General features: G+C 52.9%; 26 protein-coding genes. 6 read left to right on the top strand and 20 right to left on the bottom strand.

Features of this window, described 5'->3' with window-relative positions; translation table 11 throughout:
- Positions 1 to 103 precede the first annotated feature (103 nt).
- On the top strand, positions 104 to 2305 hold the full coding sequence (locus WKR14_RS03295; protein WP_339087361.1) for a S46 family peptidase: 2202 nt from the start codon (positions 104 to 106) through the stop codon (positions 2303 to 2305).
- 283 nt (positions 2306 to 2588) lie between these two features.
- Here the strand turns inward: WKR14_RS03295 and rplI are convergent, their stop codons facing one another.
- From rplI to rpsF, 4 genes are read right to left on the bottom strand one after another with little or no spacing between them, the layout of a single operon-like run.
- Positions 2589 to 3041, bottom strand: a complete 453-nt coding sequence (rplI, locus tag WKR14_RS03290) for a 50S ribosomal protein L9 (RefSeq protein WP_025009345.1) — start codon at positions 3039 to 3041, stop codon at positions 2589 to 2591.
- Between the two features lie 30 nt (positions 3042 to 3071).
- Positions 3072 to 3299, bottom strand: a complete 228-nt coding sequence (gene rpsR, locus WKR14_RS03285; protein ID WP_025009344.1) for a 30S ribosomal protein S18 — start codon at positions 3297 to 3299, stop codon at positions 3072 to 3074.
- An 11-nt stretch (positions 3300 to 3310) separates the two neighbouring features.
- Positions 3311 to 3616, bottom strand: a complete 306-nt coding sequence (gene priB / locus WKR14_RS03280) for a primosomal replication protein N (protein WP_028779665.1) — start codon at positions 3614 to 3616, stop codon at positions 3311 to 3313.
- Positions 3617 to 3624: 8 nt separating this feature from the next.
- Positions 3625 to 4026: a 30S ribosomal protein S6 gene (rpsF, locus tag WKR14_RS03275; RefSeq protein ID WP_025009342.1), complete on the bottom strand. Its 402-nt coding sequence runs from the start codon at positions 4024 to 4026 to the stop codon at positions 3625 to 3627.
- A gap of 205 nt (positions 4027 to 4231) precedes the next feature.
- On the opposite strand from rpsF, the gene WKR14_RS03270 reads away from it, so the two are divergent.
- Positions 4232 to 4975: a DUF481 domain-containing protein gene (locus WKR14_RS03270; RefSeq protein ID WP_165564461.1), complete on the top strand. Its 744-nt coding sequence runs from the start codon at positions 4232 to 4234 to the stop codon at positions 4973 to 4975.
- 26 nt (positions 4976 to 5001) lie between these two features.
- On the opposite strand, the gene WKR14_RS03265 is transcribed toward WKR14_RS03270, so the two are convergent.
- The 9 genes from WKR14_RS03265 to zapE all read right to left on the bottom strand — a co-directional run bounded on the left by WKR14_RS03265 (position 5002) and on the right by zapE (position 13385).
- A complete protein-coding gene (locus WKR14_RS03265; protein ID WP_226563702.1) occupies positions 5002 to 5493 on the bottom strand; it encodes a hypothetical protein in 492 nt (163 codons plus the stop codon).
- Between the two features lie 69 nt (positions 5494 to 5562).
- Entirely contained in the window at positions 5563 to 6300 is a 738-nt protein-coding gene (gene rlmB / locus WKR14_RS03260) for a 23S rRNA (guanosine(2251)-2'-O)-methyltransferase RlmB (RefSeq protein WP_165564459.1), read from the bottom strand.
- Complete coding sequence (gene rnr, locus WKR14_RS03255) at positions 6301 to 8715, bottom strand: ribonuclease R (protein ID WP_234555995.1); 2415 nt, start codon at positions 8713 to 8715, stop codon at positions 6301 to 6303.
- A gap of 45 nt (positions 8716 to 8760) precedes the next feature.
- Entirely contained in the window at positions 8761 to 9381 is a 621-nt protein-coding gene (locus WKR14_RS03250; RefSeq protein WP_101054897.1) for a tetratricopeptide repeat protein, read from the bottom strand.
- Between the two features lie 113 nt (positions 9382 to 9494).
- Positions 9495 to 10790: an adenylosuccinate synthase gene (locus WKR14_RS03245; RefSeq protein ID WP_100143079.1), complete on the bottom strand. Its 1296-nt coding sequence runs from the start codon at positions 10788 to 10790 to the stop codon at positions 9495 to 9497.
- A 65-nt stretch (positions 10791 to 10855) separates the two neighbouring features.
- Complete coding sequence (locus WKR14_RS03240; RefSeq protein WP_101054894.1) at positions 10856 to 11044, bottom strand: DUF2065 domain-containing protein; 189 nt, start codon at positions 11042 to 11044, stop codon at positions 10856 to 10858.
- Positions 11045 to 11156: 112 nt separating this feature from the next.
- The gene (gene rpsI / locus WKR14_RS03235) at positions 11157 to 11549 is read right to left on the bottom strand and encodes a 30S ribosomal protein S9 (RefSeq protein WP_025009335.1); all 393 of its coding nucleotides are present in this window, start codon (positions 11547 to 11549) and stop codon (positions 11157 to 11159) included.
- 14 nt (positions 11550 to 11563) lie between these two features.
- A complete protein-coding gene (gene rplM / locus WKR14_RS03230) occupies positions 11564 to 11992 on the bottom strand; it encodes a 50S ribosomal protein L13 (RefSeq protein ID WP_025009334.1) in 429 nt (142 codons plus the stop codon).
- Positions 11993 to 12290: 298 nt separating this feature from the next.
- Positions 12291 to 13385 carry a cell division protein ZapE gene (zapE, locus tag WKR14_RS03225; protein WP_101054891.1) on the bottom strand — a complete coding sequence of 365 codons (1095 nt, stop codon included), beginning with the start codon at positions 13383 to 13385 and terminating at the stop codon, positions 12291 to 12293.
- A 215-nt stretch (positions 13386 to 13600) separates the two neighbouring features.
- On the opposite strand from zapE, the gene WKR14_RS03220 reads away from it, so the two are divergent.
- The 3 genes from WKR14_RS03220 to degS all read left to right on the top strand — a co-directional run bounded on the left by WKR14_RS03220 (position 13601) and on the right by degS (position 16684).
- The gene (locus WKR14_RS03220; RefSeq protein ID WP_101054888.1) at positions 13601 to 13954 is read left to right on the top strand and encodes a ZapG family protein; all 354 of its coding nucleotides are present in this window, start codon (positions 13601 to 13603) and stop codon (positions 13952 to 13954) included.
- Between the two features lie 142 nt (positions 13955 to 14096).
- On the top strand, positions 14097 to 15452 hold the full coding sequence (gene degQ / locus WKR14_RS03215; RefSeq protein WP_101054885.1) for a Do family serine endopeptidase DegQ: 1356 nt from the start codon (positions 14097 to 14099) through the stop codon (positions 15450 to 15452).
- Between the two features lie 149 nt (positions 15453 to 15601).
- A complete protein-coding gene (gene degS, locus WKR14_RS03210) occupies positions 15602 to 16684 on the top strand; it encodes an outer membrane-stress sensor serine endopeptidase DegS (RefSeq protein ID WP_039034464.1) in 1083 nt (360 codons plus the stop codon).
- Positions 16685 to 16760: 76 nt separating this feature from the next.
- On the opposite strand, the gene rraB is transcribed toward degS, so the two are convergent.
- The 6 genes from rraB to WKR14_RS03180 form a co-directional block, all read right to left on the bottom strand.
- Complete coding sequence (gene rraB, locus WKR14_RS03205; protein WP_101054880.1) at positions 16761 to 17144, bottom strand: ribonuclease E inhibitor RraB; 384 nt, start codon at positions 17142 to 17144, stop codon at positions 16761 to 16763.
- A gap of 31 nt (positions 17145 to 17175) precedes the next feature.
- Positions 17176 to 17919 (bottom strand): 1-acylglycerol-3-phosphate O-acyltransferase, encoded by a 744-nt coding sequence (locus WKR14_RS03200; protein WP_039034463.1) that lies wholly within the window; start codon positions 17917 to 17919, stop codon positions 17176 to 17178.
- A 149-nt stretch (positions 17920 to 18068) separates the two neighbouring features.
- The gene (locus WKR14_RS03195; protein ID WP_248952923.1) at positions 18069 to 18830 is read right to left on the bottom strand and encodes a metal ABC transporter permease; all 762 of its coding nucleotides are present in this window, start codon (positions 18828 to 18830) and stop codon (positions 18069 to 18071) included.
- A gap of 2 nt (positions 18831 to 18832) precedes the next feature.
- Positions 18833 to 19741, bottom strand: a complete 909-nt coding sequence (locus tag WKR14_RS03190; protein ID WP_101054872.1) for a metal ABC transporter solute-binding protein, Zn/Mn family — start codon at positions 19739 to 19741, stop codon at positions 18833 to 18835.
- Complete coding sequence (locus tag WKR14_RS03185) at positions 19725 to 20924, bottom strand: hypothetical protein (RefSeq protein WP_101054869.1); 1200 nt, start codon at positions 20922 to 20924, stop codon at positions 19725 to 19727. Before WKR14_RS03185 ends, WKR14_RS03190 begins: the two co-directional genes overlap by 17 nt.
- An 83-nt stretch (positions 20925 to 21007) precedes the next feature.
- On the bottom strand, positions 21008 to 21307 hold the full coding sequence (locus WKR14_RS03180; RefSeq protein ID WP_101054866.1) for a DUF2946 domain-containing protein: 300 nt from the start codon (positions 21305 to 21307) through the stop codon (positions 21008 to 21010).
- A gap of 235 nt (positions 21308 to 21542) precedes the next feature.
- On the opposite strand from WKR14_RS03180, the gene WKR14_RS03175 reads away from it, so the two are divergent.
- Positions 21543 to 21668, top strand: a complete 126-nt coding sequence (locus WKR14_RS03175; RefSeq protein WP_037436329.1) for a hypothetical protein — start codon at positions 21543 to 21545, stop codon at positions 21666 to 21668.
- A 4-nt stretch (positions 21669 to 21672) separates the two neighbouring features.
- Here the strand turns inward: WKR14_RS03175 and WKR14_RS03170 are convergent, their stop codons facing one another.
- Entirely contained in the window at positions 21673 to 22008 is a 336-nt protein-coding gene (locus WKR14_RS03170; protein WP_101054864.1) for a hypothetical protein, read from the bottom strand.
- Between the last annotated feature and the right edge of the window lie 37 nt (positions 22009 to 22045).

The following is a 22045-nucleotide window of genomic DNA, read 5'->3' as shown; positions in this document are numbered from 1 at the left end:
AAAATGTGATATAAAACCCGGTTCAATCAGAACAGGAATTTTACACCTACAATCACCTGTTTTTCATATCCAAACGGACACTAACAATAAATAAGGAATGAACATGCGCAATGCATTGGCTGCAGCCTTGGCGCTGACCTCTGGCCTCGCCATAGCCGATGAAGGGCAGTGGCAACCTTACCAAATGCCCTCTATTGCCGACAAGCTCAGTGAGCGCGGCATCGCCATCCCGGCAGAGCAACTGGCCGATCTCGGAAAGTATCCCATGAACGCCGTGGTGGGCCTCGGCTATTGTACCGCCAGTTTCGTCTCACCCCAAGGATTGGTTGTCACCAACCATCACTGTGCCTATCGGGGTATCCAATACAACAGCACCAAAGAACACAACTATCTGGCCGACGGCTTTTTGGCCAAAGAACAACGCCTGGAGCCTTCGGCCGGCCCCAACGAGCGCCTCTATGTCACCGAGGCGGTCACAGATGTCACTGATAAGATAACGGCCAATCTACCGACCGAGCCACTGGCGCGTTATGAAGCCATCCAGGCCAACAGCAAGGCGCTGGTCAAAGAGTGTGAAGCCGACGATAACTACCGCTGCTCAGTACGTAGTTTCCACAATGGACTTGAATATTACCTGATCAAACAACTGATTATTCGCGATGTGCGCCTGGTTTATGCGCCACCCGAGAGTGTTGGCGGTTACGGTGGCGACATAGATAACTATGAATACCCTCGCCACAGCGGCGACTTTACCTTCCTCAGGGCCTATGTCGGCAAGGATGGCAAGCCTGCGGCCTATGCCGAGGATAACGTGCCTTATCAGCCCAAGAGCTTCCTCAAGGTCAATGCCGATGGCGTCAAGGCCGGTGACGGCGTATTTGTGGCCGGTTACCCGGGTTCAACCAGCCGCTACCGCCTGACCTCAGAGTTGAGATTCGCCAGCGACTGGCTCTACCCGACTCAAGCCGCCCGCTATCAGGCCAGAATCGACACCATTGAGGGCATGGGCACTTCCGACAAGGATATCGCCATCAAGTATGCCGGTACTCTGGCCGGCATGGCCAACCGGATGAAAAAACTCAACGGCTTGTTGGATGGCTTCCACGCCACTGATATTGCCGCTATCAAGCAGGTCGAGGAAAATGCCTTCCGCGACTGGCTGGCCAAAGATAAAGACGCACAGCCGCTGACGGCGCAACTGAGTGAGCTCGAACAACTGCTGGCCGAGCAACAGCACAAGTATCAGCAGAGCTACTATTTTGACAACGCTCAATCCAGTGCCCTGCTCGGCGCCGCCAAGCAGCTTTATCGCCTGGCCAAAGAAAACCAAAAGCCGGATGCCGAGCGCGAAGCGGGTTATCAAGAGCGTGACATGAAGATGTTCGCCGCCCGTCTCAAGCGACTTGACTCCAGCTTCGATATCAGCGTCGACAAGACACTGTGGCAAATGGATATCGACGCCTACCTGGCGCAGGATAACCGGGTCGCCGTGATGGACCAGTTGCTGACACCCGAGCAAGGAATCAGCCTGGGCGACAAGCTCGAAGGCATGTATGCCCTGACCGAGTTGACCGACCAAGAGAAACGCCTCAACTGGATGCAGGCCAAGCCGGAAGCTTTCGAGAGCAGCAGCGATCCCTTCATTCGCATGGCAGTGACCCTGTACGACACCAATATGGCGCAGGAAAAAGCCGACAAGGAACTGGCCGGTAAGCTGTCCATCGCCCGCCCCGCCTACATGAAGGCGATCATTGCCTATAACAAGGCCATGGGTAAGCCTGTCTATCCGGATGCCAACGGCACCTTAAGGATCAGCTATGGTATGGTCGATGGCTATCAGTCCCGTGATGCGCTCTACAAGCAACCCTTTACCAAGTTGGAAGGCATAGTCGCCAAGCACACAGGTGTCGAGCCCTACAATGCACCGCAGAAGCTGCTGGATGCCATCAAGCAGGGACGACTGGGCGAGCATAAGGTGCAGCACTTGTATCAGGATCCCCGCAGCTGGTTGTGCCGCCTGTTCTCCTGTCTGGATAACCCGGCCGAGTTCAACTCTGTACCGGTTAACTTCCTCTCCAGCGTAGATACCACAGGAGGCAACTCAGGCTCCCCTGTGTTTAACGGCAAGGGCGAGCTGGTTGGCCTCAACTTTGACTCCACCTATGAAGCCATCACCAAAGATTGGTACTTCAACCCCACCATCACCCGCGCCGTGCACGTGGATATCCGCTACATTCTGTGGATGATGGATGAAGTGGATCATGCCGACAACCTGCTCAAAGAGCTGGAACTGGTGCGCAACTGATAGCCACTAATCTGCAATAACCCTGAAAACACCCGCCCCGGCGGGTGTTTTTGTCTCTGTTGTTATCGGTAATCAAATTAGGAGCGGGACTGCCGAGATAGCCAATACTCAATCAATGTCAGTATGGTAGTGAAAGTGTGCCAGTAACTGTGGGTAAGTGACAGCGTACTTAAGTTTGGCATCCGCAGACAGGAGAATTAAAGGGAAACCCGTCGGCCTCGGCCAGCAAACAGGCATAAAAAAACACCGCCCGAAGGCGGTGTTTTTCTAGTAAAAGCCGGGATTAAGCTTCAGCAACAACAGTTACTTTAACTACAGCTTTTACTTCAGTGTGCAGCTGAACTTCAACTTCGAAGTCGCCAGTAGTGCGCAGAGCGCCCAGTGGCAGACGTACTTCGGCTTTGGCCAGTTCAACGCCGGCAGCAGTTACTGCATCAGCGATGTCACGGGTACCGATAGAACCGAACAGCTTGCCTTCGTCACCGGCTTTAGAAGCGATAACAACCGCTTCCAGAGCAGAGATCTGCTCTGCACGAGCAGTGGCAGCGGCCAGGTCGGCAGCCAGCTTGGCTTCCAGCTCAGCACGACGAGCTTCGAAAACTTTTACGTTCTCAGCGTTGGCAACAACAGCTTTGCCTTTTGGCAGCAGGTAGTTACGAGCGTAACCGGCCTTAACTGATACCTGGTCACCCAGGTTGCCCAGGTTTGCGATTTTATCAAGCAGAATAACGTTCATTATCAATTCCTCTAGCTAGAACAGTGCCGATTACTGATGCAGATCAGTGTATGGCAGCAGTGACAGATAACGAGCACGCTTGATAGCGCGAGCCAGTTGACGCTGATACTTGGCAGAAGTACCAGTGATACGGCTTGGAACAATCTTACCGCTTTCTGTGATGTAGTTTTTCAGAGTAGCGATATCTTTGTAATCGATCTCCGTAACACCTTCAGCAGTGAAACGGCAGAACTTACGACGACGGAAATAACGTGCCATTTGACAGTCTCCTAATTTTTCAATTCGACATTTTCGGCGTGTAACACCAGTCGGCTTTGGCCATTGCGACTCTGTTGTAGAGCCAGAAAACCACTGACTTGGATATCCACACCCGCTTTCAGCTTGTCTGCTACGCTCTTGAAGCGTTCACCACTCAATATCACTTGAAGTTGGCAGTAGACGTTTCTGGGCAAATCGGCCTCGAAACGCTGCGACCTGTGTTCCAGTTGAAGTACCGTGTGAGGTATTCCAGCCGGACTATCAAAGTGTCTGGACCGAATGACGGTACCGGACAACACCAAGTGATTGGTGGTCACAGAAAAACTTACTCAGCGCTTGCTTCAGCGTTTTCTTGGGTTTCTTCAGCAGCTTTTTCGCTAACGGCGCTGCGACGTGAATCGCGCTCGTCTTTAGCTTTGGCCATTGGAGATGCTTCAGTGATGGCAGCTTTAGTGCGCATCACCAGGCTACGCAGAACGGCGTCGTTGAAACGGAAAGCAGTTTCCAGCTCTTCAACAGACTCTGCAGTGGTCTCAACGTTCATCAGAACATAGTGAGCCTTGTGCAGATCCTGGATTGGGTAAGCCAGTTGGCGACGACCCCAGTCTTCCAAACGATGGATTTGACCGCCAGCTTCGGTGATAACACCTGTGTAGCGCTCAATCATACCTGGTACTTGTTCACTCTGATCAGGGTGAACCATAAATACGATTTCGTAATGACGCATTTAGTGCTCCTTACGGTTATCTAGCCTCGTTGTTGGCTCAGTCAGACCAAATTGAGGCAAGGAACGAAAATTAATGTGACTGAATTAGGCGCGAAATAGTACATAAAGGCTGCGGTAAACTCAAGCAATAACTTTGCCTCGGCCCCATGAGCAGGTATTATGTGACGCTAAATTTATGGCAGTCACAGCAAAAGACATAAGAATAATGACAAGATCCTCTGTATTGGCGTTATTGTTTGCGCTACCGACTTCGGCGTGGGCCTTGGTGCCTCCGGATTATCGCGAGCCTCCAAGCGACTTCACCGCTGAGATTGAGGCCGGCTTTCAGCTCAACACAGGTAACACAGACTCAAGCAGTTTCAATGGTCGCACCAAGTTGGTTTACGACACGGAAAACGCCAAACAGGAAGGAACCCTCAAGGCCTATTTCGCCTCTGACTCTGAAAAAACCACTGCCGAGAAGTACAATCTGCAACTGCAGTCCAACTACAAACTCAACGGCGGCTATATCTTCGGCCGCGGCGAATTTATCTGGGACAAGTTCGGTTCTTACACAGAAATTTATACCGCGTCCAGTGGTTATGGTTTCGATGCCATCAGCACCCGCCGTACCAAGTTGAGTCTCGAAGTCGGCCCGGGTTACCGATACAACATGCCGATAGAAACTGATGCGGCGCCGGATCCAGTAGCCGAGAAAGATGTGATCCTACGGACCGCGGCCAAGTTTGAACAGAAGATCCACGAGTACACCAGCTTCACTGCCGACCTGACCGCCGAGGTGGGCGAAAACAACAATACTCTGGCACTGGACATGGGCTATAAAAACACCCTGTTTCAGGACTGGGCCTTCAAGATAGGCTTCAACGTTAAATACACAGAAGTGGTGCCGGAAGGCAGTAAACAGACAGATACCATCACCACCTTCAACCTGCTCTATACCTTCCAGTAATTTCCGCACTTGAAGAGCTCTTTCAACTAAAGAGCTCCAAGAAAACACTCCAGGATTAACGCTGAACGCTGGTCACCGCGCTCAAGCGCCTGCAGATAGCGATAGATGGCGGTTTCATGCCGCTCCAACAGACGAAAGGCTGCGCCGTACTCAGAGTTACTCTCGGCATCATCCGCCCACTTGGCATATTTTTGCTGGTAAGGTTCGACCCAGAGGCGCAGCGCCGCAAGCAGTTCATGCCAGGGAAGCTTAAGCCAACTGTCCACCTCTTTTTGCGCTTGCATGCGCACCTGCTCCAACAACGCCTCGTCCAGACTTGCCAGCTCGGGCAACTGTTTCAGCAAAGCCTTGGCAGTATATTGCTCCACCTTGAACAGTAGAGAAAACACGGCTTGGCTTTCTATTAAGTGGATTTCTGTTAACTGGTTCTCGGTTACCTGAGAATGATAATCCCGACCGAGGCGCTCGAAGAACGCCATGCCATAGATTTCACCCAGATAGCCTTGTTGCAGTTGCATGGGATACGGGCCGGCACTGCTATACAGTTTATGGCCCGTATTCTCAAGAGAGGCTGCCATATTCGGCAGTTAGAGACGCTGACGCACAGCTTCGAACAGACAGATGCCGGTCGCCACCGACACGTTCAGACTGGAGACACTGCCCGCCATAGGAATAGAGATCAGGGTGTCGCAACTTTCGCGGCTCAGGCGTCTCAGCCCCTTGCCTTCGGCGCCCATGGCAATGGCCAGAGCCCCCTTGAGGTCAGCCTGATACAAAGTGCTGTCGGCCTCGCCTGCGGTGCCGGCAATCCATACACCCCTTTCCTGCAAACGCTTCATGGTACGCGCCAGGTTGGTCACCTGAAACAGAGGTACTGTCTCGGCCGCGCCGCAAGCCACCTTGCTGACGGTCGGCGTCAGTCCCACTGAGTTGTCTTTGGGCACTATGACGCCGTGAACCCCGGCCGCATCGGCATTTCGCAGACAGGCGCCCAGATTGTGGGGATCTGTGACCCCATCCAGGATCAACAAAAATGGCGAATCTGTCTTGTCCAGCAGGGCATCGAGATCGTTTTCGGTCAAGACCTTGGCTGGACGCACCCGGATGATGATCCCTTGATGCTGAGAGCTTTCGGCCTTGTCATCCAGGGTCTTGCGGGATGCCTGCTGGGGGCGAATGCCCCACTGAGCCGCCATCTCCAACAAGGGCTTGATCCTGTCATCCTGACGACCACTGAGCAGCCACATTTCCAATACCCGCTCCGGAGCGTGTTTCAGCAAAGACTCGACCGCGTGAATGCCAAACACCAGTTCCTGTTTTTTCATTTACTTCTTTCTCTTGACTCGTTTGGCTGCCTTGGGCTTTTTCGCCCCGGCGTTGCCGGCAGCCTTGGTTGATTTGCTCTTGGCGGATGCGCCTGTGGACTTAGACTTGGCGCTCCCTTTACCTGTCGGCTTCTGTGCCTTAGCCGAGCGGCGGGCTCCTTCAATATTGACCCTTTCCCGCGCGGTCAGCGGCTTACTCTTACTGCGGCCTTTACGGCGCTGGCTGCGGCCCTCTTCGTCCACCATCAGCAAGTCTATCTGCCTGTCGTCCAGATTGACCGAGGCGACTTTAACCGTCACAGCATCGCCAATCTGGTAGATCTGCCCTGAGTGCTCACCTATCAGGCGCTGGCGCATGGGATCATACTGGAAATAGTCGCTGCCCAGAGTGGAGATATGCACCAAACCGTCGATAAACAAATCATTGAGGCGCACAAACAGCCCGAAGCTGGTGACGGAAGCCACCACCGCATCGAAGGTGTCACCCACATGGTCCTGCATAAACTCACACTTGAGCCAGTCGGAGACGTCCCGGGTGGCTTCATCGGCGCGGCGCTCAGTGTTGGAACACTCTTCGCCAAGCTGATCCAGCTCATCGAGCTGATAGTGATAGCCGCCGTCCGGGGTCCACTTATCGCTCGCTTCGCCACGCTCTTTGGCGAGCAGGTAACGGATCACCCTGTGCAACACTAAGTCAGGATAACGACGAATGGGTGAAGTAAAGTGAGCATACTCCTCCAGCGCCAGACCAAAGTGGCCTTCATTGTCCGGTGTGTAAGTCGCCTGGCGCATGGATCGCAGCAACATCACCTGAATGAGTTCGGCATCGGCGCGACCCTGTACTTTTTCCATCAGAGCCTGGTAGTCACTGGGTTCGGGTTCGAGACCGCCGCCCATGGAGAGCCCTCGCTCAGCCAGAAACTCCTTGAACTGAGTCAGCTTCTGCTCGGATGGCGCTTCATGCACCCGATAGAGGACTTCACCCTTGTGCTTTTTGACAAACTTGGCCGCCGCCACGTTAGCGAGGATCATACACTCTTCGATAATCTTGTGCGCCTGGTTACGGGCTCTGGGCACTATCTTGTCTATCTTGCGCTGCTCATTGAAGATGAACTGGGTTTCCAGCGTCTCAAAGGCGATGGCGCCACGGTTGGCCCGCTGGCTATCGAGCGCCAGATACAGCTCCTGCAACACCTTGAGGTGCGGCAGTAAAGGCTTATGCTCTTCCAGGCCTTCTTCGCCTTCCAGCATGGCCGCCACCTGGGTATAGGTGAAGCGGGCGTGGGAATGCATCACCGCCGGATAGAACTTGTAGCCGGACAACTTACCCGCCGCCGACACTGTCATCTCGGCCACCATACAGAGACGGTCAACTCCCGGGTTCAGGGAACACAGGCCGTTGGAGAGCTTTTCCGGCAACATGGGGATCACCTGTGACGGGAAGTACACAGAGTTGCCTCGGGCACGGGCTTCTTGATCCAGTGCCGATTGAGTACGCACATAATAGCTGACATCGGCAATGGCCACCCACAGGCGCCAACCGCCACTGCGCTTGCGCTCGGCATAGACGGCATCGTCAAAGTCGCGGGCATCTTCACCGTCTATGGTGACCAAGGGCAGTTGTCGCAGGTCGACCCGCCCTACCTTGTCTTGTTCCTGCACTTCATCGGGGATCTTGTTCAGTTTCTTCTCGATGGCGGCAGACCAGGTATGGGGCAGATCATAGTTGCGCAGGGCAATCTCTATTTCCATTCCCGGTGCCATCTCTTTACCCAGCACCTCGACCACCTTACCGGCGGCTTTGACATAGCGCCCCGGCCTGCGGGTGAGTTCTACCACCACGACATCGCCCTGACGGGCGCCGTTGCGATCGGCGTTGTCTATCAATATTTCCTGGGTAATACGCTTATCATCGGCGATAACAAAGGCCATGCCGCAATCGACATGGAAACGCCCCACCAGAGCGGCGGTTCGCTCGGCGACCAAGCGCACTATGCGAGCTTCGCGGCGCCCCTTGCGATCGACTCCAGCCTTCTGCGCCAACACCTTGTCGCCATGGAAGTATCTGAGCATGTCACCATGGTTGATAAACAGGTCATCGCCGCCTTCATCTGGACGGAAGAAGCCATAGCCATCTCTGTGGCCCAGCACAGTGCCCTGGATCAAGTCCATCCGCTCCGGCAGGCCGTAACACTGGCCGCGGGTAAATACCAGCTGACCATCGCGCTCCATGGCACGCAGCCGACGCCGCAGCGCCTCGAGTTGTTCTTCGTCGGAGATGTTGAGGGCCGTGGCGATCCGCTCACGATTCAGGGGAGAGGTCTGCGAGCGCAGATATTCCAATATAAATTCCCGGCTGGGGATGGGGTTGTCGTACTTATCTTGTTCTCGCTCAAAATGAGGATCTTTTATCATTCAATTTCCAATTTTTTCGTTGTCGCATCCAGTGCGACAAGCTAATTAACGGCTTTGCAGATGTTCCTTTTTGGCCTTCTCCACCTGACTGGCGGGCATTTTAGCCGCTAACAGCTGCAATAATCTTTTGGCGTCTTGCTGGGTCTGTTCATCGCTGAACACCTGGTTGTAGAGCCAGTGATACCCCAAGACATAATCCCTTGGGCTGCCATAACCCTTGGCAAACAGCTCGACCAGCATCATTCTGGCCGGCAGGTCACCGTTGGCGGCAGCGGGTAACAGGTACTGCACCGAACGTTCTTTGTCCTGCAGTACAAACTTGCCATCTTTATAATACTCGGCAATGCGCACCATGGCTTCGGCACTGCCCTGCTCGGCGGCATCCCTGAGCAGCGATATTCCTCTGGGTGGATTGGCCTTGACGCAGATGCCGAAATTAAGCATCTCACCCCAGAGGTACTGGTACAACGGCTGCTTGAGCACTTCGGCGCGCGCCTCAATATCCTGTACCAACTGACAGTCATCGGCTTTGACCCGGGTCAGGTATTGCTTGCTGCGAATCAGCTCCAGCAGTTGTTCCTGGCTGTAGATATCCACGGCCTTGGTTTCTTCGGCCAACACATTGGCACTGGTTACCAACAAGAGTAATAGGGCTATACGCAACATAAGCTGTCCTGATGACAAATAGACTGTCTTTTCATCGGCAGTATAACCCAATTCTTAAGGGCAAACAGTGTAAGCCCCATAAACGAAAAAGGCCGCTTAGGCGGCCTTTTTACTTAACTGAATGGATTCACCAGAATCATGGTCTCATTCCGGTCTGGCCCGGTTGAGATGATATCGACAGGTGTTTCCAGCAGTTCTTCAATCCGCTTGATATAATTGATTGCTGCCTGTGGCAGTTGCTCCAGAGAAGTGGCACCAAAGGTGTTTTCACTCCAGCCTGGCATGGTTTCATACACAGGAGTGACATGCTCGTAGCCTTCTGCTGCCAGCGGAGTCACATTGGACACAGTACCGTCTGGATGCTGATAGCCTACGCAGAGCTTCACTTCTTTCAAGCCGTCCAAAACGTCGAGCTTGGTCAGGCAGAAACCACTGATGCTGTTGATCTGAACCGCGCGGCGCATAGCCACTATGTCCAACCAACCCGGACGACGCTTACGACCGGTTGTCGCACCAAATTCCTGGCCCTTGGTTCCCAGGTGATCGCCGATTTCACATTCCAGTTCAGTCGGGAATGGACCGGCACCCACACGGGTGGTATAAGCCTTGATGATGCCGCAGACATAGTCCAGATGACGAGGGCCGAATCCTGAACCAGTTGCCACACCACCCGCTGTAGTGTTGGAAGAGGTTACAAATGGATAAGTACCGTGGTCGATATCCAGCAATGTGCCCTGAGCGCCTTCGAACAGTATGTTGTCGCCATTCTTGCGGGCTTGATCCAGCAATTCGGTGACATCCACACACAGACCTTTCAGGTAGTCTGCCAGTGCCAGCGCTTCATCCAGAGTCTTCTGGTAATCAACGGCTTCGCACTTATAGTACTCTGTCAGCATAAAGTTGTGATAGGCCATCACTTCTTTCAGCTTCTCGGCAAATAGCTGCGGATTGAAGAGATCCCCTACGCGCAGACCGCGACGGGAAATTTTATCTTCATAAGCCGGGCCTATGCCGCGTCCTGTAGTACCGATAGCCTTATTGCCACGCGCTTTTTCGCGAGCGATATCCAGCGCACAGTGGAAAGGAAGGATCAGAGGACAAGCTTCAGAGATCAGTAGGCGTTCCTCTACCGGAATACCTTTCTCTTTCAGCATGCCGATCTCTTTCATCAGAGCATCGGGCGCCAAAACTACGCCGTTGCCGATAATGCACTTGACGTTATCGCGCAGAATGCCTGAGGGGATCAGATGAAGAACGGTTTTTTCACCATCGATAACCAGAGTATGACCAGCGTTGTGGCCACCTTGGTAACGGACTACGAATTTTGCCTGTTCGGTCAGAAGGTCGACAATCTTACCTTTTCCCTCGTCACCCCATTGAGTGCCGAGAACAACTACATTTTTGCCCATTGTTTGCTGCAAGGTTGCGGTTAAAGCAGGATTCTAACAGATATTGGCATGGAAAGGGCAAGTATTTATGAAAAAATAATCAATATGACGATTCCTGCAACAACCAGGACGCCGCCCAGGCGTTGCATGATGGCGGTCGGTTGGGAAGCTACCTCCAGCAGATAACGACGCCAGCGGTTGGGGAACAACAAGGGCCCAACGCCTTCAAGTATCAATACCAAACCCAAGGCTATCAACAACAATTGCCAACTCATGATTTTCTCCCTTTATGCCACGAGTGCCCAAAGTATACAGGGCTGTCAGAGATAAATCTCAACCATAAAAAAACCCAGCATACGCTGGGTTTTTGGTATCTCGAAAGCGATATTAACGCTTGGAGAACTGTGGCTTACGACGTGCTTTACGCAGACCCACTTTCTTACGTTCAACCTTACGAGCATCGCGGGTTACATAACCAGCAGAACGTAAAGTAGGACGCAGAGCTTCGTCCAGCTCCATCAGAGCACGGGTGATACCGTGACGGATAGCGCCAGCTTGGCCAGTGATACCACCGCCCTTAACAGTTACATAGATGTCCAGTTTTTCAGTCATTTCAACCAGCTCAAGCGGTTGACGAACAACCATACGAGCGGTTTCACGACCAAAGTAAACATCCAGAGGACGTTGGTTAACAACGATGTTGCCACTACCTGCTTTAGCGAATACGCGAGCAGTTGAAGTTTTGCGACGGCCAGTGCCGTAGTACTGAGTTGCAGCCATTTGCTTAATCCCGTTTAGATATCAAGAACTTGAGGTTGTTGTGCAGCGTGGTTGTGCTCTGCGCCAGCGTAAACTTTCAGCTTACGGAACATGGCACGACCCAGGGGGCCTTTTGGCAACATACCCTTGACTGCTTTCTCGATGATCATTTCTGGCTTGTGAGCTTGCAGCTTCTCGAAGCTGATTTGCTTGATGCCACCTGGGAAGCCTGAGTGCGAGTAGTACGTCTTGCCTGCAGCCTTGTTACCGGTCACAGTTACTTTCTCGGCGTTGATCACGATGATGTAATCACCGGTATCTACGTGAGGAGTGTACTCAGCCTTGTGCTTGCCACGCAGACGCAGAGCGATTTCAGTGGCGATACGACCCAGGGTCTTACCTTCGGCATCAACAACGTACCAGTCACGAGCTACAGTTTCTGGCTTAGCAGTAAAAGTCTTCATTATTACAAAAACCCAAAGTTAAATTCTGTCACATGCTACCTGCGGATGCAGATAACACAAAAATGCCTTCCTCTGCCCCTTCGAGCAAAGAAACTGGCTTTTAAATCCGCCCAATCGGCGGAGTAACGTGGGCAGGTGGCGGATTATAGTCAAAGCTGAACTAAAAATCACCTGCTTTTTAATATCTCGCCTTAAAAGACGATCTTTTTCAAGCTGTTAGCACTTTGCCACCATCCAAGGCTTATTGAGTATGGCTATTTGATTGAATTTTCCACACCTAAGCGGATCTCCCTTTTAGCTATGGCAGATGTTCCAGCGCCAGGTAATCCCGGGACTGCATCTCAATCAAACGGGAGCGACAACGGTGGAACTCGAAACTCAATTGCCCATCAGTGTAAATCTGCTCGAGCGGCACCTCGGCCGAAATGATCAGTTTCACATGCCGCTCATAGAACTCATCCACCAACGCCAGGAAACGACGGGCGATATCATCCCCTGTCTGCTGGGCGCCCATTTGTTCCAGGCCACTGAGCAGCACGGTATGAAACAGTTGCGCCAGTTCCATATAGTCCCGCTGACTGCGCGGCCCATCGCACAGGGCGCGGAAGTCGGCCAGCAAAACACCTTGGGCTTGTTTGCGGATAACTATGCTGCGTCCATCGATTTCCAGCGGCGTTTCCGAGACTTCTGACTCGGGCGCCAGTTGGGTGAAATAACGTTGCAGATTGGATTCGGCGGTTTCATCGAGTGGATGATGGTAGATCTCAGCCTGCTCCAGAGTTCGCAGTCTGTAGTCAATTCCTGAATCGACATTCAGCACCTGGCAGTTGGCCTTGATTTCGGCGATAGCCGGTAAAAATCTGGCTCGCTGCAAACCGTTCTTGTAGAGGTCATCCGGTACTATGTTGGAAGTGGCTACCAAGACTACCCCTTCCTTAAATAGGGCCTCGAACAGAGTGCCCAATAACATGGCATCCGTGATGTCCGAAACAAAGAACTCATCAAAACAGATCACCCGATATTGCGCTGCCATCTGTTTGGCTATCACCAACAGCGGGTCCCGGGTTCCCTTGAGTTCGTCCAGCTCCCGATGAATTCTGTGCATAAAGCGATGAAAATGCGCCCTCAGTTTCTGCTCACCCGGCAGGGCATCGAAAAAGGTATCCATAAGATAGGTCTTGCCGCGCCCAACACCGCCCCAGAGATAAAGTCCTTGAACCTTGGCGTTTTTTTCCCGGCTAAACCAATTGCGCCATCCGGACTTTTGCGGCCTTTGCAGCTCATCATAAACACGCTGCAATGCCTTTACCGCTTGCTCCTGCGCCGGGTCATGGCTGAAATCCTCACGGGTGAGATCTTGTTGGTAATGCTGCCAGGGGGTTAACTGCGACACTTGAATTCTTCTCTTTTAACCTTATTTGATGGGTACCTAGGAAAGTGGGAACAAGTCCCACGAGGACTTGTTCCCACTTTCCTTAAGCCAACTCACGCAACAGAGTTAGGGCGGCAAATGGTATCATGAGACCCACGCTCGGGGTATATTTTGCCTAATATCCCAATGGGATCGGGCAAGAGCATAAGACACAAAGACAAACTTAAGGAGTCGATATGGAATGGCCACTGGTGTTTGCGGCTTTTATTCTGGGGTTAATACTGGGTTATATCGGTAAGACCTTGGTCAGCCGCGGACTCGGCAAGAGTAGTAAAAGTGTGGCAATTGAACGCAGCAAGATGGAGTTGAGCCAACACAAACAAGAGGTCAGTGACCATCTGGCCGAACAGAGAGCACTGCTGGGACAACTGACAGAGCAAATCAATCGCCTCAATCAACATTGGAATCAGGGCAGCCAAAGATTGGCCAAAGAGGAGCAATTGGCCCCTTTGCCATTTATGCAATCCAGTATCAGTGACCTTGATGACAAGAGTGACGCCGTACTTTCGCCGGAAAGCATTAAAAATTAATCTTTATTAATGAAGGATGAACTTTTTAAACAAGATTAAAGTCGGATTAATTACCGAACGCTCGTAAGAGCCCTTACGATTCAGCCACCTTGGTGGCAAACAGTACATGGTTATTTGATCCCGTATTAGGAGCAATGCATAGATGAAGACCAAGTTATCTCTTGTTTCCGCCGCCCTGCTTGGAGCCACGCTGACACTGGCTCCTGTGGTTTCCCAGGCCGCTCTACCTCAAGCTGTTGCCGGCCAAACCATGCCGAGCCTGGCCCCCATGTTGGAGCAAACTACTCCGGCAGTTGTCTCTGTCGCCGTTTCCGGCACTCAGGTTTCCCGCCAACGGGTACCGGATATCTTCCGCTACTTCTTTGGCCCCAATGCCCCTCAGGAGCAAGTACAGGAGCGCCCCTTCCGCGGCCTGGGCTCCGGTGTCATCATAGATGCCGATAAGGGCTACATAGTCACCAACAACCATGTGATTGATGGCGCCGATGATATTCAAATAGGTCTACACGACGGCCGTGAAATAAAGGCCAAGTTGATAGGTAAAGATAAAGACGCCGATATCGCTCTGCTGCAGATTGAAGCCGACAACCTCACGGCAATCAAGTCCGCCGACTCGGATGACTTGAGAGTCGGTGACTTTGCCGTAGCCATAGGTAACCCCTTCGGTCTTGGGCAAACCGTCACCTCAGGTATAGTCAGTGCTCTGGGGCGCACCGGTCTTGGCATAGAGATGCTGGAAAACTTTATTCAAACCGATGCCGCCATCAACAGCGGTAACTCAGGCGGCGCCTTGGTTAACCTGCGCGGCGAGCTTATCGGTATCAATACCGCTATTGTGGCTCCCGGCGGTGGTAACGTTGGTATCGGCTTCGCAATACCGGCCAACATGGTTCACAGCCTGGTAGATCAGATTATCGAACACGGCGAGGTTCGCCGCGGTGTGTTGGGGGTCATGGGCCGAGATCTGGATAATGAACTGGCTCAAGGCTTCGGTCTCGAGACCCAGCACGGTGGCTTTGTCAGTGAAGTGATGGAAGGCAGTGCCGCCGACAAGGCAGGCATCAAGGCCGGTGATATTATCGTCAGCATCAATGGGCGCAAGATCAAGAGCTTCCAAGAACTGCGGGCCAAGATTGGCACCATGGGTGCCGGTAGTAAAATAGAGCTTGGCCTGATACGTGATGGTGATGACAAGACAGTCAAAGTCACCCTGGGTGAAGCCAGCCAGGTGAAAGAAACTGCGGCCGGCGCTGTTCATCCAATGTTGGCCGGTGCCACACTGGAGAACAGCAAGAAAGGTATCGAAATCACCGATATCGCCCAGAACTCTCCTGCGGCCATGAGCGGCTTACAAAAAGGTGACCTGATTGTTGGGGTCAACCGCACCAAGACCACCACCCTAAAAGCGCTGAAAGAAGAGCTCAAAGAGCAACAAGGCGCGGTGGCACTGAAGATAGTCAGGGGCAATAGCAGCCTGTATCTGATCCTCAGAGGTTGACAGCCATCCTGAAAAAGCGGGGTTCTCCCCGCTTTTTTTATTTCCGGCGCCCAATTCAGGGCAAAATTAACTTCCCGGGCCTTGACTATTGTTCGTAATAGCAAGAAACATGCTAATCTAACGAGCCTTTTTTAATATTCAGCAATATCATCACAATGAAAGAAACCCTGATCTATATCTGCAAAGCAGTGGTCTTTGGCCTGGTAATGGCAGCAGTCTTTCTGCTGGTCAGCCGTTTTATGGGCGAAGGCAATCTTGGTGGTAACCTGTTGCAGTTCAGGGGAAACAGTGGTGCAGAGCTGTCCTTTGCCAAAGCGGTACGCCGCGCCGCGCCTGCGGTGGTGAATATCTACAGCCTGAGCATCAACCAAAGCCGCCCCCTTAACGGCGGTTCGCTGCAGGGCCTGGGCTCAGGCGTCATCATGCGCAAAGAAGGCTACATTCTCACCAACTATCATGTGGTCAAGAAGGCCGATGAGATTGTGGTAGCGTTACAGGATGGTCGAAAATTCGGGGCCGAAGTGGTCGGTCAGGATCCGGAAACCGACCTGGCCGTACTGGAGATCCAGGGCGAAAATCTACCCGTGGTGCCGCTTAACCTCAACAGCCCTCCTCAGGTGGGCGATGTGGTGCTGGCCATAGGTAACCCCTATAACCTGGGACAAACCATCACTCAGGGGATCATCAGTGCCACCGGCCGTAATGGCCTGAGTACAGGATACCTGGACTTTCTGCAAACCGACGCCGCCATCAACGCTGGTAACTCGGGCGGCGCCTTGATTGACACCCATGGGGGACTCATAGGCATTAACACCGCCGCCTTCCAGATAGGTGGTGAAGGGGGCGGCCATGGCATCAACTTCGCCATTCCCATCAAGCTGGCATACGCCGTCATGGGCAAACTGATCAAGGATGGCCGAGTTATTCGCGGTGCCTTGGGGATCTCGGGTGAAGACGTTAGCCCGGTTGTGGCGCAAATACTCAACTTGCCGGATCTTCGCGGCGTAGTAGTGACCGGCATAGAACCCAACGGCCCGGCAGCACTGGCTGGCCTGAGACCCAGAGATGTAATCACTCAGTATCAGGGTGAAGACGTTACCCGCATTTATATGCTGATGGATAGGATTGCCGAGACCCCCCCCGGTACCAAGGTCACCCTGCAGGTGATCCGCGCCGGTAAACAGATAGAACTTCCAGTAGTCATTGGCGAAAAGCCGGTCGACTACAACTGAAAATAAATCTGCCGGTTAAGATGGCAGAAATAAAAACACCGGGTCAATAACCCGGTGTTTTTATTGGTAGCAGGACTCACTCTTCGTCGTCTTCATCTTCCAGCTCGTCACCTATGTAATAAGTGCCCCAGCCGTCATAGTCGACCTTGTGCTTGACCGCAAGCTGCAGCAACTGCTCACAGGCCTTATCCAGAAGCTCGGCTTCCAGTTGATGATAAGCTATAGCGTCAAAGCAGAAAATCAGACTACCGTCATCCAGTTCCACCTCTTCAGCATCGTTAACCTCAAAGCCCAATTTAAAGGCATCGACTGCGGCTTTTTCCAGACGGTCAAAGTTAGTGGACGAAAAATGGTGCTCTATGGTGTATTCAGCATCGGCCTCAGAACCGTCATCCAGCAAGGACTGAATAATGTCACGGTTTTCCTGCTTCTGTGCCTGCAACAGACGTTCAATGGACATGCTTGTCTCCGAAAAAATAGGTCAGAGGGTATTATACGATATCCGCGGGCACAGTTTTACCCATAAGTGCTGCCGCCTCGGCATTGAGTTGTTTGAGCTTACTGGCCATGGTGGCATGGATCTTATCGGACAACTCTTTGACATTAGCCTTGCTCAAGCCTTGGGTTGCCACCGGCTCCATCATCTCAATAATCACCACACCATTGTTCCAACGGTTAAGCTTGATATGGCACTGATTGGAAGCCAGTACCGGCACCATAGGCACTCCGGCGGCTATGGCGGTATGAAATGCCCCTGCCTTAAAGGGCAACAAGCCGCGACCGCGACTACGGGTACCCTCAGGAAAGATCCACACAGAGAGGCATTTCTCTTTGATCTTGCGCGCCGTTTCGGCCATGGTTTCAAAGGCGCGGGCACGGTTCTTGCGATCGATGAGAATATTACCCGAAAGCCAATAAAGCTGACCAAATAGCGGCATCCACAACAGGCTCTTCTTTCCCAGGCTGACAGTGCCCTTGGGAACCGCGGCAGTATGGGTAAACATATCGAAATTATTTTGGTGATTCGCCAGGAAGATACAGGGCTCACCCGGTTTGGTTTTGCCTGCTCGCACTATGACTTTAACACCCAATATAGGCGCTACCGCCGAAAAAAGTCGGGCAAACAAGTGTACATTATCTCTGTGTCTCGGGCGTAAAATGCAAAAAATGCCACCAAAAACAAAGGCCAGCAACAAGAGCACTGCCAGCAGCAGAGAACGGACTATCAACAGCATAAATTTACTCCGCTTATGCAACGGCGGACAGTATAGCTACAGGCCTGCTGCGGCTCAATCTTTTGTTTACATCTGTGCGCTGATTTTTAACAGCAGAAAAAATGCGGCCACCGGGCCGCATTTGGGGGCTTGTTCTCAACTTCCTTGACTCAGCGAGGGTCGCTGAAACTTAACAGTATACGAAACAGCAGAGCGCTCAGTGCCAGAGTTGCCACTATGGCGGCGCCACTAGGCAGGTCATAACTCGCCGAGGCCCACAGGCCAGCGACATAACCCAATACCCCGACCAGATAGGCCCAGCCAAGTGCGAAACGGCCGCTGTATTTATTCAGCGCCAGTGCCGGCAGAATCAAGGTACTAAACACCAGATAGACACCCACCAGCTCCACCGACAGGGTTATCACCAGGGCAAACAGGGGATAGAAGACGGCGCCATTGAGCAAAGACGGGCGCCACAGCAATAGCCCCAACACCAGAGCATAAACCAGAGCCGGCAAGATCAGTTGTGGCCAGTTGACCCAAAGGATCTGCCCCGACATCAGCTGTTTGAGCAACTCGGCGCCATGAGGGTCGTTGGAGAGCAACAACATGGCAGTCACAGCAGCCAACACGTAGAAGCAGCCGATCATGGCCTCCAGTTCAGAGGCCATTTTACGTGACAACCAGGCTATGATTCCGGCCCCGGCCAGGGCAAACAATGCAGGCATCCATACATGAGAATAAGGAATATCCTCCAGATCATGGTTAAGATGCGCCACTATCGCCCCCAGTGCCGCCACTTGGGCAATCGCCAGATCGATAAAGATAATCCCGCGCTTCAACACTTGGCGCCCCAATACCACATGGGTTGAGAGCACCAAGAGGCCGGCCGCAAAGGCCGGCAGGAGTATGCTGAACAGTCCGCTGTCCATAATCACTTCACGCTCTTGAGCAGCGAGATGGCGCTATCATACAAGCTGAAAAGATCCTGACTCTGGGCGTTTCCACCGACCGACATGGGCAACACCAACACCGGCAGCTTGGCTCTTTCACCCAGCCAATTGGCGCCGCGCTCATCCTGATAAGAAGCCACCACCACGGCACTGATATCCCCTTGCCCTGCCCGCTCAAGCAGTGAGGCCAAGTGCGAACTGCTGGGGGGCAACCCGGGCTTGGGCTCGAGATCTGCGACCTGAGAAACTCCCAACCAGTTGAACAGATAGCGGAAACTGGTGTGATAGGCGATAACCTTCTGGCCCTTGAGTGATGCCGCTTCGGCTTCCCATTTGGGAATCGCCTGCTGCCAACGCTCGCTGAATGCCTTGAGCGCAGCCTCATAGTCGGCTTTTCCTTGAGGATCCAGAGCCACCAGCTTGGCGCTCAGCGCCTTGGCGATATCCAGCATCCGATAAGGGTCAAAGTGCAGATGCGGATTCCCCTTGGCATGCACATCCCCCATGCTGCGGTCGACCGAATCCAGCTTATCCAGAGTCTCAACCTGATCGGCGGCAAAAAACAGCCCCTGATCCGTAGAGCGCACCTTGGCGTTGGATGACTTCATCTGCAGCATAGGCAACCAACCGATTTCCAGATCCGCACCGGCGCAGACCGCCAGATCAGCCTGGCGCATCTTGGCGATTAAACTGGGCCGAGCCTGCACCTGGTGAGGATCCTGCAAGGCCGTTGTGGCCGAATAGATGTCCGCATCAGGCGCCAAGCTCTTGGCCAATGCGGCATATTCAGGTTCACAAGCAAAAATATTCAGGCTGGCCTGAGCCTGCCAACTGGCCACCAGAGTCAAAGCGGCCGTGGCCAGGCCGACAAATTTAGAATTGATGCGCACCGTGGGCCCCCAGAGTCATAACGTATTGCAGAGTGATAACATTGTCGTCTTCGATACCATTGAAATTAGTGCCACGCTGATTGGTGTACTGCAGTCTTACGGTAGAGAAATGGCTATGATGCCAGGCCAGGCTGACCTCAGTTTCTTTCAGCTTCTGACCGTGGAAATGATCATCATGGGCCTGCTGGGTATCCAGCTCACCGTAACGGATCCCGGTAGACCAGCTGGGACTCCATTGGTAGACACCGCTCAGATACCAGCCCTGATGGTAATCTTTCGGCTCTGCATGAGCGTGTTCATCCTCGTGATGCTCATGCTCGGCCTCGGCAACGAAATCCGCCACCCGGAAATATTCACCACTCACAGTCAGATGCTGATACTTGTAGTTGCCGTTAGGCGCCCACTTGTAAACAAAGTCGGCGATATAGGTGTTTTCACCCGTATAGGCGGCACCATGGCTGTGACCTTCGTGGTCGTGATCATGCTCCTCTTCCTCACCCGCATGTTCTTCAAAGGGGGTCAGGCGGCCATTTTCGTTGCGCAGATATGACAACCCCAGCTGCCAGGAGCTGTCAGCGCCTATATCACCACCTATCTTGGTGTAAGCACTATAGACACCCACATCCTTGAATTCGCGCTCTCCGTGTTCATCTTCGGCACGCATCTTGTCGCCTTTGAAGGCCTCCAGTCCCATGACCCAGTAAAGATCAGTCGGTGCCACATAGTTCAAGCGGATACCATCATCGAAGTAGTGATTGCCCAAGAATGCACGGTAAGCCGCTGGTCGGTCGGTAAAGGCGTCTGTATGGGGATGTTGATTATTGAGATAGCCCACGTCAGACAGGAAACGACCAGCGCGCACCGCAAACCCGGCGGGCATGGCCAAAGTTTGAATAAAAGCCTCTTCCAGCTCCACTTCGGTATCACCATCATGGTTTTCTATGATGGTGGTGACTTTGCCATAGAACATATCATCAATATTGGCGCTGAGCGCCAGTTCGGTTTCCCCCAGACCAAAACCTTCCTGGCGCTCGGCCAAGGGACGGTCCGCCGTTTGATAATAGCCATCCAAAACCGCACTGATCGCCGGATTGGTCAGCGAAGGGTCCTGGGCCATGGCACAGGTGGAAACCAAGCCACAGGCCAAGACCAGAGGCGAAATACGAGTTGAAAAAACAGTCATTTTAGCTCCTGAAATACAGCAGTCATCGCACCGCAATCCCATGCGGTCGATAGCAAAAAATTTAAATAGAGGTTTCTTTAAATTCAGGCTGTTACAGGAGGAGCACGACTGTTGAACAGACGAACGTGGGGCGCCTGCCAGGAAGGAGCCGTAAAACTGACTCTGATATAGGATTGTTTGACAGTATCCAGGTGCAGCCCGGTGCCGGGCATAACCTTATTCAGCTGATGCTGATGAAAACAGAGAGTACAGTGGGTCTTGTGACCCTCTTGGAGATGGGAAATGCTGTGGGCCGATGCAGCCACAGACAAGAGCACCAATATGGCGGCAAGCCATATGGCAATAGTGCTTCTTGTACGAACAGCGATATCCAAACCTAACATCCCCCAGATAGATCCGGCGCTAGTGTAAGCCAGCCTGCCCCGAGGTTGCAACAAGGTTAACAAGGCGAAGCTGAAACTAAAAGTTACAAGATATGTAACGGCGCAGAGGTTTCGGCGCAAACCACCGGCCGGGCTGAGATTAAGTTCTGCTTAAGCTCTGGCGGTTAAGGTTTACCCTATACTCTTGTGCTCGCGCGGGCTCGCCCATGGGAGCAGCCTAACCAAAGGAAAAGCTATGCTGGCATTTCTCAAAAATAACCTGGGGATTATCCTATTTGCCATTCTGTTTTGCGGCGCCATTTTGGGCGGTATCTATTACGTAGAAACCTCCCTGGCCAATCAGGTACAGGTGGTAGACTGAGCCCTCAGCGATACTTCTGCCGCTGCGCCGAATCATCCTCTTCAACTTTAACCGGTGCCTCAACCGTGTGCAGATGATCCATCAGGTGGCTGATCAGCAAGACTATCAGCCCAAGGATTGCAACAGGTATCCCGAAGTGTCTGGTCTCTGGTATCAACCAGGAGCAGATCGCCGCCACCAGTCCCAGGTAAAAACCCACCAGTTTCAATTTCAATAACCAAGGCGTCTTTCCAAGCCAGGCCTCGCAATGAGGGCACTGGATCTGCGCAGAAAAGCCGCTGCCCCGCTGTTGGGCTATCTGAGAAACATTAAAGGTTTTATTGCAATTGGAGCATAACACTCGGGCGTTCTCCGGCGAGTTCGACAAAGGGGCGCTA

This window comes from Shewanella chilikensis, from assembly GCF_037953065.1.
GTDB lineage: Bacteria > Pseudomonadota > Gammaproteobacteria > Enterobacterales > Shewanellaceae > Shewanella > Shewanella chilikensis.
This window is presented reverse-complemented; position numbering and strand designations above follow the sequence as displayed.